The 14336-nt window shown below is 47.1% G+C and carries 9 protein-coding genes; 7 read left to right on the top strand and 2 right to left on the bottom strand.

The window, feature by feature from the left end:
• Window positions 1-9 precede the first annotated feature (9 nt).
• Both putA and EHS89_RS01995 read right to left on the bottom strand, forming a co-directional pair.
• Window positions 10-3159, bottom strand: coding sequence for a bifunctional proline dehydrogenase/L-glutamate gamma-semialdehyde dehydrogenase PutA (putA, locus tag EHS89_RS02000; protein WP_124924428.1), 3150 nt, complete (start codon window positions 3157-3159; stop codon window positions 10-12).
• Window positions 3160-3422: 263 nt separating this feature from the next.
• Window positions 3423-4607, bottom strand: a complete 1185-nt coding sequence (locus tag EHS89_RS01995; RefSeq protein ID WP_124924427.1) for an acetyl-CoA C-acyltransferase family protein — start codon at window positions 4605-4607, stop codon at window positions 3423-3425.
• Between the two features lie 202 nt (window positions 4608-4809).
• On the opposite strand from EHS89_RS01995, the gene EHS89_RS01990 reads away from it, so the two are divergent.
• From EHS89_RS01990 to EHS89_RS01960, 7 genes are all read left to right on the top strand, one after another.
• Complete coding sequence (locus EHS89_RS01990; protein WP_124924426.1) at window positions 4810-5751, top strand: AEC family transporter; 942 nt, start codon at window positions 4810-4812, stop codon at window positions 5749-5751.
• 98 nt (window positions 5752-5849) lie between these two features.
• Window positions 5850-6599: a TIGR00266 family protein gene (locus EHS89_RS01985; RefSeq protein ID WP_124924425.1), complete on the top strand. Its 750-nt coding sequence runs from the start codon at window positions 5850-5852 to the stop codon at window positions 6597-6599.
• 118 nt (window positions 6600-6717) lie between these two features.
• The gene (locus EHS89_RS01980; protein WP_124924424.1) at window positions 6718-7677 is read left to right on the top strand and encodes a M23 family metallopeptidase; all 960 of its coding nucleotides are present in this window, start codon (window positions 6718-6720) and stop codon (window positions 7675-7677) included.
• Window positions 7617-8078, top strand: coding sequence for a bactofilin family protein (locus EHS89_RS01975; RefSeq protein ID WP_124924423.1), 462 nt, complete (start codon window positions 7617-7619; stop codon window positions 8076-8078). Before EHS89_RS01980 ends, EHS89_RS01975 begins: the two co-directional genes overlap by 61 nt.
• A gap of 3 nt (window positions 8079-8081) precedes the next feature.
• Window positions 8082-8876 (top strand): class II glutamine amidotransferase, encoded by a 795-nt coding sequence (locus tag EHS89_RS01970; RefSeq protein WP_124924422.1) that lies wholly within the window; start codon window positions 8082-8084, stop codon window positions 8874-8876.
• A gap of 40 nt (window positions 8877-8916) precedes the next feature.
• Window positions 8917-12846 carry an ATP-dependent RNA helicase HrpA gene (gene hrpA / locus EHS89_RS01965; RefSeq protein WP_124924421.1) on the top strand — a complete coding sequence of 1310 codons (3930 nt, stop codon included), beginning with the start codon at window positions 8917-8919 and terminating at the stop codon, window positions 12844-12846.
• Window positions 12847-13316: 470 nt separating this feature from the next.
• Complete coding sequence (locus tag EHS89_RS01960) at window positions 13317-14237, top strand: porin (RefSeq protein ID WP_170167385.1); 921 nt, start codon at window positions 13317-13319, stop codon at window positions 14235-14237.
• The last annotated feature ends 99 nt before the right edge of the window (window positions 14238-14336 follow it).

Below are 14336 nucleotides of genomic sequence, written 5' to 3'. Positions count from 1 at the left end.
GGTCAGTGCTTATTCTCTCATATAGCTTTGATTCAGCAGCTGTTGATTTCCGCCACTGGCCGTCGTATTCGTTGAACAGGTTTTTTCCAGTACAAAGCTGGTTAAATAGTTTGGCCCGCCAGCTTTCGGTCCGGTGCCTGACAGGCCCATACCACCAAAAGGCTGTGAACTGACAATCGCGCCGATCTGATTTCGGTTTATATAGATGTTACCGACCCTTGCTTGCTTTGAAATATACTCGATGGTGGTGTTGTTTCTCGAGTGAATTCCCAGTGTTAGCCCGTAACCCGTACGATTAATCTCTTCCAGAATACGGTCCAGATTGTCAGCCTGATAACGAATGATATGTAAGATGGGGCCGAAGTGTTCATCACTCAGCTCATCTATTGTATGCAGGCGAATGAGGGTGGGGGCTACAAAGTAGCCGGCATCATGCTCCTCGCTAAGCGGCGCTTCATATATCAATCGGCCCAGCGCCCGGCTATGCTCTATATGGCCATGTAGCGCCTGTAGGGCATGATTATTAATCACCGGGCCGATATCGGTATCCAGCTGACCCGGATTACCAACCTTTAATGTATTGATGGCGCCAATGAGCATCGCTTCTATCTGATCTGCGGTGTCTTCCTGAAGGTAAAGCACCCGCAGTGCTGAGCAGCGTTGCCCGGCGCTATTGAAGGCGGATTCAATCACATCCCGAATCACTTGCTCAGGCAGTGCTGTGCTATCCACAATCATGGCGTTCTGGCCCCCGGTTTCCGCTATAAAGGGAACAATAGGAGCCCCTTCCCGTTGTGTCAGCTGTCGGGAAATTTCTGTAGCAGCCTGAGTAGAACCGGTGAAAGCGATGCCGGCAAGCCGGAAGTCGCTGGTGAGTAAGTGGCCTATGTCCTGACTGTTGCCGGGTAACAGTGCAAGAGCATCTTGGGGTAATCCAGCTTCAAATAGCAGTTCGGTTGCGCGGAACGCAATCAGTGATGTTGAGCTGGCAGGCTTGGAAATCACTGAATTACCAGCCAGCAGTGCCGCAACGATTTGACCACACCAGATTGCCAGTGGAAAATTCCAGGGGCTGATACAGATGAAAATGCCACGGCCTTCATAGCTAAGGATATTCTGTTCGCCGGTGACCGAGGGCATCAGTTGCTCGGTCAGGTTTTTGGTTGCCTGAGCGGCATAGTAATAGCAGAAATCAACGGCTTCACGTATTTCCCCAATGGCATCTTTAAGGCTCTTGCCTGCTTCCCGTATACAGAGTGCTATCAGCTCTTCTTTATGTTGTTCTATGAGCCTGGCAAAGCGTTTAATAACCGTTGCGCGCTCGGTTACTGTTTGATTATTCCAGTGTAGGAAGCCTGCCCGGGTTACGCTGTAAGCCTCCCGTACCTGATCTTCTCCAGCGGGATGAAGTTGACCTGTTATCTGGGTCAGGTCATAGGGAGAGCAGGTCATGACGGGGTCTGGGACCGGGTGCTTGTCACCGTTAATCAGGCTGTAAGCATGCCATTGATGGTGCTCAAAGCTTTGTATTTTATCCCGCAGTGTCTGTCTTTGTACGGATGATTCCAGAATCACACCTGATGAGTTTTCTCTGATCGGTTGAAACAGGTCACCGGGTAGTGGCAGGGCTGAGTTTCGGAACTGTTGAGTCTCATTCAAGTAGTGCTCTGGCGTTTGGGTAAGCTGGCCGACACTGACTTCAGGATCAAACTGTTGTAATACAAATGAACTGTTAGCACCATTTTCCAGCAGCCTGCGCACCAGATAGGGGAGTAACTGCTGGTGGGGGCCTATGGGGGAATAGATACGTAAAATCATGTCTGGTTGTTGTGCCAGAATTTGACTGTATATCGCCTCTCCCATGCCGTGAAGACGCTGAAACTCCAGTTTCTTACTGCTGTCAGATGCATGACTTAGTATGTGACATATAGTAGTGGCATTATGGCTGGCGAACTGTGGCTGCAGCAGCGCGCAGTTATCACCTAAAAGATATTGAACGCAGACCTGATAAGATAGATCTGTCGCTTGTTTTTGAGTATAAACCGGATAGTCTGGCAGGCCTGCCTGCTGTGCCAGTTTGATCTCGGTATCCCAATATGCCCCTTTTACCAGGCGAACGGGAATCGGCGTCTGTTGCTGGTCGGCAATAAAACTAAGCCAGCCCAATATGGGGAGCGCTCGTTTAGAATAGGCCTGCACGGCTATACCAAGCCCACCCCAGTCTTTGCAAATCTCGTTATGATACAGCGCTGAAAAAATTTGAAGCATCAGCTCCTGACGGCCAGACTCTTCTGCATCGATGGTTATTTGTACATTGTGATTCCGGGCGACCAGCACCAGATGTAACATCCGTTCGACAACAGTATCTACCGCCTGATCATCTTTAAGAGGTTCAAGTCGTGGGCAGAGGGCGGATAGCTTAATTGAAACTGAGGGGGCAGGGCGATCAATATAGTCCGTATTGGCGACCGTTTCTATTGCTTCCAGATAAGCGCTGAAATATCTTTTAGCGTCCAGATTGGTAACGGCGGCTTCACCCAACATGTCAAAGGAACAAGTCTGGTTGGCACCCAGATCATGGATGCGCTGTACTCCCTGTGCAATGGTCGGCGCAAACACAAAACGTTCACCCAGATATTTCATTGCTTGTTGAAGTGCTTTGCGAATAACCGGGCGACTGATTCGATTCAGCAACTGACTAAAGATATTGTCAGGGCTACTTTCTGATGAGATCAGATGCTGACTTATGGCGAGCCCCCATACCGTAGAATTCAATAGTACAGAGTGGTTGGCATCCATATACAACTGCCACTGTGCTGAGGTCAGTTTATCTTCTATCAGTGCATCGGCTGTTTTCTGATCGGGAATTCTGAGTAGTGTCTCCGCCAAAGACATCAGAACCACTCCTTCTTCTGTTTCAAGACTGAAGGTTTTCAGAAACTGATCCAGATAATGTTGTTGATCCTGATCGCTACGAATAGCTTTGATCCAGCCCTGTGCTTGTTTTTGAAGTCTGTTGTTAGTGGTCTTATTTAACTCTAACAGTTGGGGGATCAGCTCCTGTTCATCAATACAGTAATAGGCCGGAATATTGTTCCACAATTGGGTTGCAGACCATTTAACCTGCTGATCAGAAAAATACAGATAGAGTGGAAACATGGACCGTCCTGTGTCTGAAGCTGCTTCGGGAGTTACTTATATCGCTGAGTATAGCGTCAGCTAAAAACTACATGAATAATAGCTGGTAGAGTTTCAGAGGAAAAACTGCTTTGTCGGATGGGGTATCAAAATGGGCAGCGTTAAACAAAAGAAAACCCGCTAACAGCCAGATAGCGGGCTTTGATAAGCTATGTTTAAACTCAACTGGCGTCTAGCTAAGAGGGCTCCTGTTTAAGAACTCACTAGTTAAAGCCGCTTTTAGCTCAAATGCGTTCAAACAGGGCAGCGATACCCTGACCACCGCCGATACACATTGTTACTACGGCGTAGCGGCTGTTGCTGCGTTGCAGTTCGTGCAGTGCTTTAACAGTGATAATAGCGCCAGTGGCGCCGATAGGGTGGCCCAAAGAGATACCGCTACCGTTGATATTAACCTTATCCTGGGGTAGTTCCAGATCCTGGCAAACAGCCAGAGCCTGTGCAGCAAAGGCCTCATTGACCTCCCAGACATCGATATCCCCAATGCTTAATTCGTTATCTGCCAGGAGTTTACGCACCGCGGGTACCGGACCAATACCCATGTATTTGGGTTCGACACCGGCAAAGCTATAGTCTACTAATCTGGCCATAGGCTTTAATCCTTTGGCTTGAGCTGTTTCAGCGGCCATCAGCGTCACAGCGGCGGCTGCATCGTTCAGGCCCGAAGCGTTACCTGCTGTGACCGAACCATCCTTTTTGAAGGCCGGGCGCAGTTTAGACATATCCTCGGTTTTACAGTTATAGCGTAGGTGTTCATCGGTATCGAAAACCGTTACACCTTTACGTGACTTGAGTTCTACGGGAACGATCTGCTCTTTAAAGCGCCCTTCAATAATGGCTCGTTCAGCGTTGTTATGGCTCAGTACTGCCAGAGCGTCCTGATCTTCACGGCTGATCTGCCATTTTTCGGCGATATTTTCAGCGGTGATACCCATGTGTGTGTTGTCGAACGGGCAGGTCAGCGCACCTACCATCGCATCAACGATGGCAGCATCCCCCATGCGTTGACCAAAGCGTGCACTGGGCATCCAGTACTGGGATTGACTCATTACTTCAGAGCCTCCGGCTACTGCCGCATCACAAACGCCCAGCTCAATCTGCTGTGTGGCGGTAATAATTGCCTGTAAACCACTACCGCAGAGACGGTTAACGGTAACCGCTGGGGTCTCTACCGGCAGACCGCCGTTAACGGCAGCGACGCGGCTAAGGTACATATCACGACGCTCGGTGTGGATTACATTGCCAAATACACTGTGACCGAAATCTGCAGGTTCAGCGCCTGAACGTTGTACTGCTTCGCTGACACAAAGGCTGGCCAGTTCGCTGGGTGTCTTTGATTTGAGGCTGCCACCAAAACCACCAATTGCAGTGCGCACACCGCTTAGTACTACTACTTCTCGTTTACTCATTCTTGAGTCCTTTATGCGTAATTTATTGGGTGCTCTTGCCGGCGCCCTTATTATTATGGGTTAGAAGATAGTGCAGTCAGTATGGACAACTTAACACTGGTTACCTGGTATGGCTCTAGATAAATAGTGAAAGATTGATAACAATGGGGCCTGTTTATTCCATGGCTTTTGTAACTTCTTTTGTAATAACTAAGAGGCTTTAATGCAGCTGTTGTTTGATATAGTGATACCGGTATTTTTGCTGATGGTACTGGGCTGGGGCTGTCGTCGTTATGGTTTGTTAGAGGAGCATAGTGCCGGTTCTCTGAACAGTTATGTGTTTTATATCGCTGTGCCGGCTTTAATGTTCCTGTCGACCGCCAGCGTTGATATAGACAGTGTATTACGTTGGGATTTTATCGCAGTCTATCTGGGCGGTTCATGCTTAGCGGTAGTATTGTCTTTTCTATGCTGGCGGCGGTTGAACCTTGAACAACCGTTGGATTGGACTGTAATAGCACTGAATTCTGCATGGGCTAACACTGTGTATATGGGTGTGCCTATTTTCTACTTCATGTTTGGTGATAGAGGTACGTTACCGGTCGTTATATCGACTCTCGCCAGTAATCTGGTGTTTATTCTGATATTGGCACTGATGTCAGAAATCCAGAATAGTGAGGCAGGAATCTGGCAGAAACTAAAAAAATTGCTGGTTCAGGCGCTACTTAAAAATCCAATTATGATGGCGCCAATTTTGGGTATGCTTGTTTCAATCTCGGGGTTAAATCTGCCGGCTGTTATTTTAACGCCTTTAGATATGTTGGCGCCTTCTGCTGCCCCTGTGGCATTGTTTGCTCTGGGGATGTCGTTGTATGGTCTTGAGGTTAAGCGGGCCGGTTTTGATCTTGCCTGGCTGAGTCTGGTTAAACTTATTCTGCACCCCTTAGTTACTTACCTTTTAGCCCTCGCGGTGGGGTTAGATCCATTCTGGGCTGCCAGTGCGGTGCTGTTGGCTTCCCTGCCTACAGGGGCAATGGTCTTTGTGCTGGCGCAACAGTATCAAACCCGGGTGACGCTAACCTCGGCAACCATTATGGTGACTACATTATTATCGATAGTGACATTGGCGGTCATACTGCCAGTGCTCAAACAATGGGGTGGATAAGTAAAACTCTATGAAAGGTCATAAAGTAGATTCTCGCTAGTGAAACAAACAGTTATTCTGTCAGTACTGAATTAATGGGTCGGATTAAGGAAGATAATATGAAATGTCATAAAGTGGATTATGAAGTGATTGGCAGCTCAATGCCGATGCTGGAAGTTGAATTGGATCCGGGTGAAACCGTTATCGCTGAGGCGGGCTCTATGAACTATATGGAGCAGGATATCGGTTTTGAAACAAAGATGGGGGATGGTGCGGATCCGGAGCAGGGAATGTTTTCTAAACTGTTCTCTGCAGGTAAGCGTATGGTGACCGGAGAGTCACTGTTTATGACGCACTTTAATAATGAAGGTGAGACTAAACGTAAAGTTGCATTTGCTGCACCTTATCCGGGCATGGTTGTACCTGTGGATATGGCGCAGATCGGTGAGCGGCTGTACTGCCAGAAAGATGCATTTATCTGTGCGGCATTGGGCACGCGCTTGTCGGTTGCTTTTTCCCGTAAGCTTGGTGCGGGGTTTTTTGGTGGTGAAGGCTTTATTCTGCAAAAGCTTGAAGGCGATGGTATGGCCTTTATTCAGGCGGGTGGTACGGTCGTTAAGAAAGAACTGAATAATGAAACCTTGCGTATCGATACCGGTTGTCTGGTCGGTTTTAGTGAAGGTATAGAATATGACATTGAAATGGTTAAAGGTTTGAAGTCGATGTTTCTGGGGGGCGAAGGACTGTGGCTGGCGACATTGTCGGGCACTGGCACTGTCTGGGTTCAGAGTCTGCCATTCTCGAGACTGGCTGATCGTATCATTGCAGCAGCACCCAGCCTGAGCGGTACAGATAAGGGTGAGAGCTAAATAGCAGGCTGATAAAGGTCATAAAATGGGGTGTTTTTCACTGAGATTCTATGACTTTTTGCCGTAATAAAGGTATATTCGCCCGACGCTTTTTGGATCTTTATTTCGGTTACCGGTAATGCTACAGAAAAAACTGGTTATTACATTAACAACTGCTCAGGGTTCTCGCCAGTATACACTTGGCCAGTTAGCCCGGTATTTGCTTGCCCTTTTTCTGGTCATGTCCATTTGCAGTTTTTTTGTGTCTAACCTGTTACTGGTAAAAACCACCGACGATCTTGATGATCTTGAACAGGGTATTGATACCCTGACCAGCCAGTATGAACTGACACTGGGTACTCAGGCATTGCAAAAAGGGCAACTGAACCAGCTATCCAGTACCTTGCAGGACCTGACGCTTGAGCGGGATAAGTTACAGGAAGAAAATCTGCGCATTGGCGAGTTAAACGAAACCCTTGATGCCAGCTTGTACGGTTTGGAAGATCTGTTGGGCTTACCTCAGTCAGATGAGATGACAAGCAATCGCGCAGATGAGTTAACGGTTCTGGCAAGTCAGCGGCTCTATTTTCTCAGTAACCTGCCTAACGGTTTGCCTATTCAGGGCATCCGGGTGAGCGATCGTTTTGGTATGCGGATGCATCCGGTGCATAAGAAACGTGTGCGCCATAACGGTCTTGATTTTAAAGCGAACACAGGCACGCCTATCTATGCAACTGCGGATGGCGTAGTGGAATATTCTGGTTATCATAAAAAGAGTGGTTTCGGTAATCTGATTATTTTGCAGCATGGTTTAGGGTTTAAAACCTACTATGCACATATGAGTAAATTGAAAGTTAAAAGTGGCGCTTTCGTCAGCAAAGGACAGTTAATCGGTCTGAGCGGTAATACGGGCATTTCAACGGGTCCGCATCTTCACTATGAAGTACGGCATCTGTTCACCCCGATTGATCCTGAGCCATTTGTGGCATGGAATATAAGCAACTTTGATTCGCTGTTTTCAAATGTTAAAGGTGTAAAATGGGCTTCCTTAAGAAAAATGTACCCGCTAAATCAGGCGCTGCAAACGGCTCAGCAATAACAATCATTGCTGAAGGTAACAAGTTTAGCGGTGATACCAGTATCGTGGGTAAGATGCATATCGATGGTGTCTTCGAAGGTAACATCACCTCGTTGGATAATATTTCTATCGGTAAAAATGGCCACGTTCACGGCCTGATTAAAGCCAATAAAATTTCAGTTTGCGGTTTGCTGGAAGGCGAAGTTGTTTGTGATGAGTTAGAAATAGACCGGGGCGGCAAGGTTGTTGCTGTTGTTATCAGTAAAGTGATGGCTATTCATCCGGAAGGTAACTTTATTGGCGAACGTCGTATGAAAGAGGTCGGCGCAATTGAGCATGCGCCTACAATAGAGTCCGGTGTCGATGCGATTGATTCACTGCCGGATAAAGTAACTCTGAATGCGGAAGAAGGATCAGCTTAAGTTATGTGCGAACTGCTTGGCATGAGCGCTAATGTTCCAACCGATATCTGTTTTAGTTTTACCGGTTTGATGCAGCGTGGTGGTGAAACCGGACCCCATAAAGATGGCTGGGGTATCGCGTTTTATGAGGGCAAGGGGTTGCAGGCGTTTCATGACCCTGCGCCCAGTTGTGATTCAGAGATTGCCCGGCTGATTAAAAACCATCCGATTAAAAGTAAAACGGTGATCAGCCATATTCGACAAGCGAATGTTGGCAACATCTGTCTGGAAAACACCCACCCGTTTACCCGAGAGCTCTGGGGCTTTCACTGGACCTTTGCCCACAATGGTCAGTTAGATCCTAAACTCTTTGATCTGCCGCTAACCCATTATCATCCAATTGGTACAACAGACAGTGAATATGCCTTTTGTTGGCTGTTAGGGCAGGTGCGTGAACAGTTCCCTCAAAGGCCGGACAATTTCTCTGAAGTAATAGAACTGATTCATTGTTGTGCCGATCAGTTGCGCGCTTTAGGCGTCTTCAATATGTTGCTGACTGAATCTGAATATCTGTTGGCTTATTGCACCACCAAGCTGTCCTGGATTACCCGACGTGCACCTTTTGGCAGAGCGCGTTTGACGGATGCCGAGCTGACCGTCGATTTCTGTGAAGAAACTACGCCTAATGATATTGTGACTGTGATCGCGACTGAGCCTCTGACAGATAATGAACAATGGCGTAAGCTGCAAACGGGCGAAATGATTGTATTCCGTGAAGGGGTGCAGGAGCCTTTAAGTCGCTGCTTTGGTCACTCCTGACCCGCAGCCATCATCCAACTCTATCCTGAACTCCGAAACTGTGACTGCCACTATTAAGCAACTTTACACCCGTCTTGACGACTGTCTGATAGCCGATCGTTTTCAACTGCGAAAAAAAATTCAGTTGCTGCAGCGTCGGCTGGGGGAAAAAAAACCTGCGGATAAGTTGCAGTTGGAAGTTGAATCACTGCTGGAACGATCTGAGGCGAAGGTAGCCCGACGTCAGTTTGAATCAGTGATCGTGTATCCGGACCTTCCTGTTAGTAGCCGGCGTGATGAGATTGCGAAAGCGATTCTTGAAAATCAGGTTGTGATCATTGCGGGTGAAACCGGTTCAGGTAAAACCACTCAGTTACCTAAAATATGTCTCGAGCTGGGCTTAGGCAAAACCGGTATGATCGGTCATACTCAACCACGCCGGCTAGCTGCCCGAACCGTTGCTAATCGTATCGCAGAGGAGCTGGGAACGACCTTAGGTAGTACTGTCGGTTATCAGGTGCGCTTTACCGAGCAGGTCGCTGATAATACGATGGTCAAATTGATGACCGACGGTATTTTGTTGGCAGAAACTCAGCATGACCGTTATCTGGAACGTTATGAAGTTCTGATTATCGATGAAGCCCATGAGCGAAGCCTGAATATCGATTTCTTATTAGGCTATCTGCATCGCATTCTGGCTAAAAGGCCAAATCTTAAAGTTATCATTACCTCGGCAACCATCGATCTGGAACGCTTTTCAAGGCATTTTGATAATGCACCGGTTATCGAAGTATCAGGCAGAACCTTTCCGGTTGAGTTGCATTACCGTCCTTTAGAAGATCTTGATGAGGGCTCAGATAAAAGTATTCCGGAAGGTATTGTCAGTGCAGCTGAAGAGCTTGTTCGAATGGAGCGGCAGCAAGGCAGAGCTGGTGCGGGTGATATTCTGGTTTTTCTCAGCGGTGAGCGTGAGATTAGAGAGGCCGCCGACTATTTACGTAAAGCCGTACAGCAAGGCCGTCTGAAACATATTGAAGTGATGCCCTTGTATGCCCGTTTAAGTGTCGCAGAACAGAATAAAATATTCAGTTCTACCCGTGGGGCAGGGCGGCGTATCGTGCTGTCGACCAATGTGGCAGAAACGTCGCTGACAGTACCGGGTATTCGTTATGTTATAGATCCGGGTTTAGCGCGTATCAGTCGCTATAGTTATCGTTCTAAGGTGCAGCGTCTGCCTGTAGAACCGGTATCCCAGGCCAGTGCTAATCAGCGCAAGGGGCGTTGTGGTCGGGTTGCTGAAGGTATCTGTATCCGGCTTTACTCTGAAGAAGACTTTAATGCGCGTCCTGAATTCACTGATGCGGAGATACGGCGTACTAATCTCGCAGCGGTAATTCTGCAGATGTTGAATCTGCGGCTTGGCGCTATCGATCAGTTTCCTTTTATCGATCCGCCTGACTCACGTTTCATCAATGATGGTTTTAAATTACTACAAGAGCTGAGTGCGGTTGACCGCAAGCATAACCTGACTAAGCTGGGGCGTCAGCTAAGTCGCCTGCCGGTTGATCCTAAAATTGGCCGAATGCTGTTAGAAGCAGCCAAGAATAATTGCCTCAGTGAGATGATTATTATTGCCAGTGCGCTGAGTGTGCAGGATCCCCGTGAGCGACCGATGGACAAGCAACAGGCTGCTGATCAGAAACATCGTGAATACGCCGATGAAGAGTCTGACTTTGTTACCCTGATCAATCTCTGGAATCTGTACGAAGAGCAACGCCAGGAACTGAGTCAGAATCAATTGCGTAAATATTGCCAGAAGCAGTTTCTGGCCTATATGCGGATGCGAGAGTGGCGGGATGTGCATCGTCAGCTGCATCTGGCTTGTCGCCAGTTAGATTATAAAGAAAACACCGCGCCGGCCAGCTATGAGGCGCTGCATAAATCATTATTATCTGGCTTGCTTGGTAATCTGGGATTTAAACAGGAAGGTAAAGAATACCTGGGTGCTCGTAACCGGCGTTTCAATATTTTTCCCGGCTCCATGCTTTATAAAAAAGCACCAAAATGGATTATGGCGGCTGAACTTGTTGAAACCAGTCGTTTATATGCCCGTATGATTGCCCGTATTGATCCGCTCTGGGCCGATCAGTTAGCTAGCCACTTGGTGAAACGCAGTTATCTGGAGCCCCACTGGGAAAAGAAGAAAGCGCAAGTAGTCGCACAGGAACAAGTGACATTATACGGTCTGATAATTATCCCAGGGCGTAATGTTCATTACGGCACCATTGATCCTGAAGTCAGCCAGCAGATTTTTATTCGTTCTGCGTTAGTAGAAGGGCAGTTTAACACTAAGGGTAAGTTCTACGGTCATAACCGTAATCTGCTAGACAGTATAGAAAACCTGGAAGCGAAAACCCGGCGTCGAGACCTGTTGGTTGATGAAGATACTCTGGCTGATTTCTATACTGAAAAGCTGCACGACAATAAAGGCGAGAAAGTTGTTAATGGTGCCGGTTTTGAGAGCTGGCGTAAAACCGTTGAGCAGCAAGATAATAAAATCCTGTTTATGCAGGAACAGGACTTATTACAACGCTCGGCTGAACATATTACCGATAATAGTTATCCAGAGCAGATAAGTCTGAATGGCGCTCCGCTTAAGCTTAGCTATCACTTTGAACCAGGCGCTAAAGACGATGGCGTAACCCTGCATGCGCCCTTGGTATTGCTTAATCAGATTCCGGAAGATCGCTTGCAGTGGCTGGTGCCGGGCATGCTTAAAGAGAAGTGTGTTGCTCTTTTAAAGGGTTTGCCAAAATCACTGCGTAAGAATTTCGTGCCTATTCCAGATTACGTAGATGCCTTTATCGATGCGGCGGTGTTTGGTGAGGGCTCATTGAATGAAGCGCTGGCGTTACATCTTAAGCGCATGACTGGTGTACGGATCAGTGCTGATGATTTGAACCAGGTTGAGTTGGATGATCATTACCGGGTTAATATCAAGCTCTCAGGTGAAAAGCGTAAAACCGTGGCTGAAGGCCGTCGGTTAGAGCAATTACAAGGCCAGTACGGTAAGCAGGCTCAGCAAGCGTTGATTCAGGCTCCATCAGAAAGCTGGGGCAAGAAAGGTATTACACGCTGGGATTTTGGCGAGTTACCCGAAGCAATAGTCTTGAAACAGGCGGGCGGTTTAGAGGTTGAGGTCTATCCAGGATTAAAGGATTGTGGTGACAGTGTTGAGCTGAAGGTGTTTGAAGACCGACAGCTGGCCGCTAAAGAGAACCAGCGGGGACTGGCTCGACTGTTCCTATTGCAAATGGCTCAGCAGGTTCGCTTTCTTAAGACTAATCTTAAAGGCTTTCAGCAAAGCGCGGTGTACCTGTCTAAAGTGCAGAATAAAAATCAGTTGTTTGATGACTGCTTAATGAGTGGCGCTATGCTGACTTTTATAGATCAGGCAGGCTTGGCGCTCAGATCTGAGCAAGCCTTTACTCAGTACTTTGAGCAGCATCGAGCCGAGTTTTGTGATCGCACTCAGACCCGGGCGGCTCAGCTAGCTGAGATTGCCGTTGTATATCACAATATCCAGAAACAGCTTTCAGGTTCGGTTAATCTACAGGCTGTTACTATCCTCAACGATATTAAGCAGCAGCTAACTCAGATAATTCGACAAGGCTTTATGGTAGAGCTGCCAGTTGCGCAGTTACAAGAGCTGCCGCGCTACCTGAATGGTATTCAGGTACGATTAGAGAAGTATCAGCGTGAGCTGCCCCGGCAGCGCATGTTGAGCGAGCAGTTGCAGCAGTTCTGGTCGAAGTATCAGAAACAGGCTGAACAGGACTCAAAGCACCACCGTTATAATCCTGCATTAGAAGAATTTCGCTGGCTATTAGAAGAGTACCGGGTTTCGTTGTTTGCTCAGCAACTAGGTACAAAAATGACGGTGTCAGAGAAGCGACTCAAACAGCAGTGGCATAAGGTTTCGCAAGCTTAGCGATTCAGACGGGTGGTTTCGACCGATTCTAAGGGGAAGTAGCCCATTTCTTGTTATGATTCTGATTCAGATCAGGTATTGGTAAAATTGGGTAATTAATCTGTTAATTATCAGCAATATCCCTTATAAAACAGTTGCGCCGGGTTAGTTGCTATGCTGTAATGCGTCAAATTTATTTCAATGTAGTTATTATTTAACGTTTTTTAGTCTTAATTGTCTCATTTTAGAGACGCATTTAAGGGGAAACTAAAGAAATGAATAATAACTGCGATATAAAGGTTTAAGGATTGGTCAGTTTCTTAGTTGAGTTGGCCGCTTCGACAGAAATATTTTGGTAAAGTTCAATTTACTGATTGAAATATTTCTGAATTATAGTATTTTTCTTGTAGCTGAGCGCAGTTGATGGCGCGAAGTAAATAAGAAATAAAAGTTTAACTACTAGTATGTTAAATATTGAAGGGGAAATGTTAATGAAAAAGTCTATTATCGCTCTGGCGGTTGCTGGTGCTCTGACTGCACCTATGGTTGCACAAGCTGACGCTGTTCTGTCTGGTGCTGTTGCAGTTGACTATATCAATAAAGAACTGGCTAACAACGACAAAGGTTTCTTCCAGATTGATGATGCAATCATCGACCTGTCTGCTTCTTCTGAAGCTGAAGGCCTGACGTCTGGCGCACAGATCCAGTACGAAGTGGGTTCTGGTGCTACTTCACTGACTTACGCTAACGCTTACCTGTCTGGTGACTTCGGTACTGCGATTGCTGGTAAGATTGCTAACCCAATCAACGATGTAACTGGTGATTCACTGGGTACTTCTGATTCTGAAGAAGCTGGTGCTGGTAGCGGTGCTGACCTGGTATCTGACGAGATCATTGCTGCTGCATACATGACTCCAGACATGGGCGGTTTCTCTGCTTACGCTGGTGTTATTGCTAACGCTGATGGCGCTGCTGATGAGAACACTGCTGATGCATGGCTGGCAGGTGTTAAATTCGCTATGGCTGGTGTAAAGGCTCACCTGGGTTACGCGAATGAAAAAGGTACTGGCGGTGACGACGATTCTACTGTAATCGGTCTGAAACTGGGTTACGCTATCGACGCTCTGTCTCTGACTGGTGTATACACTAAGTACGAAGACGATGGTGATAAGTTCGATACTACTCTGGGTCTGGCTGCTGGTTACGACCTGGGTGCTACTGATCTGTACGCATTCCACGTTCAGGACGACTTCGAAGGTGCTGAAAAAGCTAAGACTACTGGTGTGAAAGCTTCTTACGCACTGGCTACTGGCGCTTCTGCTTACGCTGAGTGGTCTAAGACTACTAACCGTAACGGTGTTGACGGTGACGACGGTAAGACAATCACTCTGGGTTACAAAGTATCTTTCTAAGATCTTTTACCTGAGTTGAAGAAAGGGACCTTTGGGTCCCTTTTTTATTGTAAAAATTCACTTAATCCAATTTTTAAAAATACATATTTAGAGTATTTT

Origin of the sequence: Amphritea balenae (assembly GCF_003858655.1) — a bacterium.
GTDB classification, from domain to species: domain Bacteria; phylum Pseudomonadota; class Gammaproteobacteria; order Pseudomonadales; family Balneatricaceae; genus Amphritea; species Amphritea balenae.
Note: the sequence above shows the minus strand (reverse complement) of the source record. Positions and strands in the feature narration are given on the sequence as shown.

What these genes read in the sequence shown, in the direction of transcription:
- putA (WP_124924428.1), bottom strand. Translation starts at nt 3,159, where the DNA reads ATGTTTCCACTCTATCTGTATTTTTCTGATCAGCAGGTTAAATGGTCT.
- EHS89_RS01995 (WP_124924427.1), bottom strand. Translation starts at nt 4,607, where the DNA reads ATGAGTAAACGAGAAGTAGTAGTACTAAGCGGTGTGCGCACTGCAATT.
- EHS89_RS01990 (WP_124924426.1), top strand. Translation starts at nt 4,810, where the DNA reads ATGCAGCTGTTGTTTGATATAGTGATACCGGTATTTTTGCTGATGGTA.
- EHS89_RS01985 (WP_124924425.1), top strand. Translation starts at nt 5,850, where the DNA reads ATGAAATGTCATAAAGTGGATTATGAAGTGATTGGCAGCTCAATGCCG.
- EHS89_RS01980 (WP_124924424.1), top strand. Translation starts at nt 6,718, where the DNA reads ATGCTACAGAAAAAACTGGTTATTACATTAACAACTGCTCAGGGTTCT.
- EHS89_RS01975 (WP_124924423.1), top strand. Translation starts at nt 7,617, where the DNA reads ATGGGCTTCCTTAAGAAAAATGTACCCGCTAAATCAGGCGCTGCAAAC.
- EHS89_RS01970 (WP_124924422.1), top strand. Translation starts at nt 8,082, where the DNA reads ATGTGCGAACTGCTTGGCATGAGCGCTAATGTTCCAACCGATATCTGT.
- EHS89_RS01960 (WP_170167385.1), top strand. Translation starts at nt 13,317, where the DNA reads ATGAAAAAGTCTATTATCGCTCTGGCGGTTGCTGGTGCTCTGACTGCA.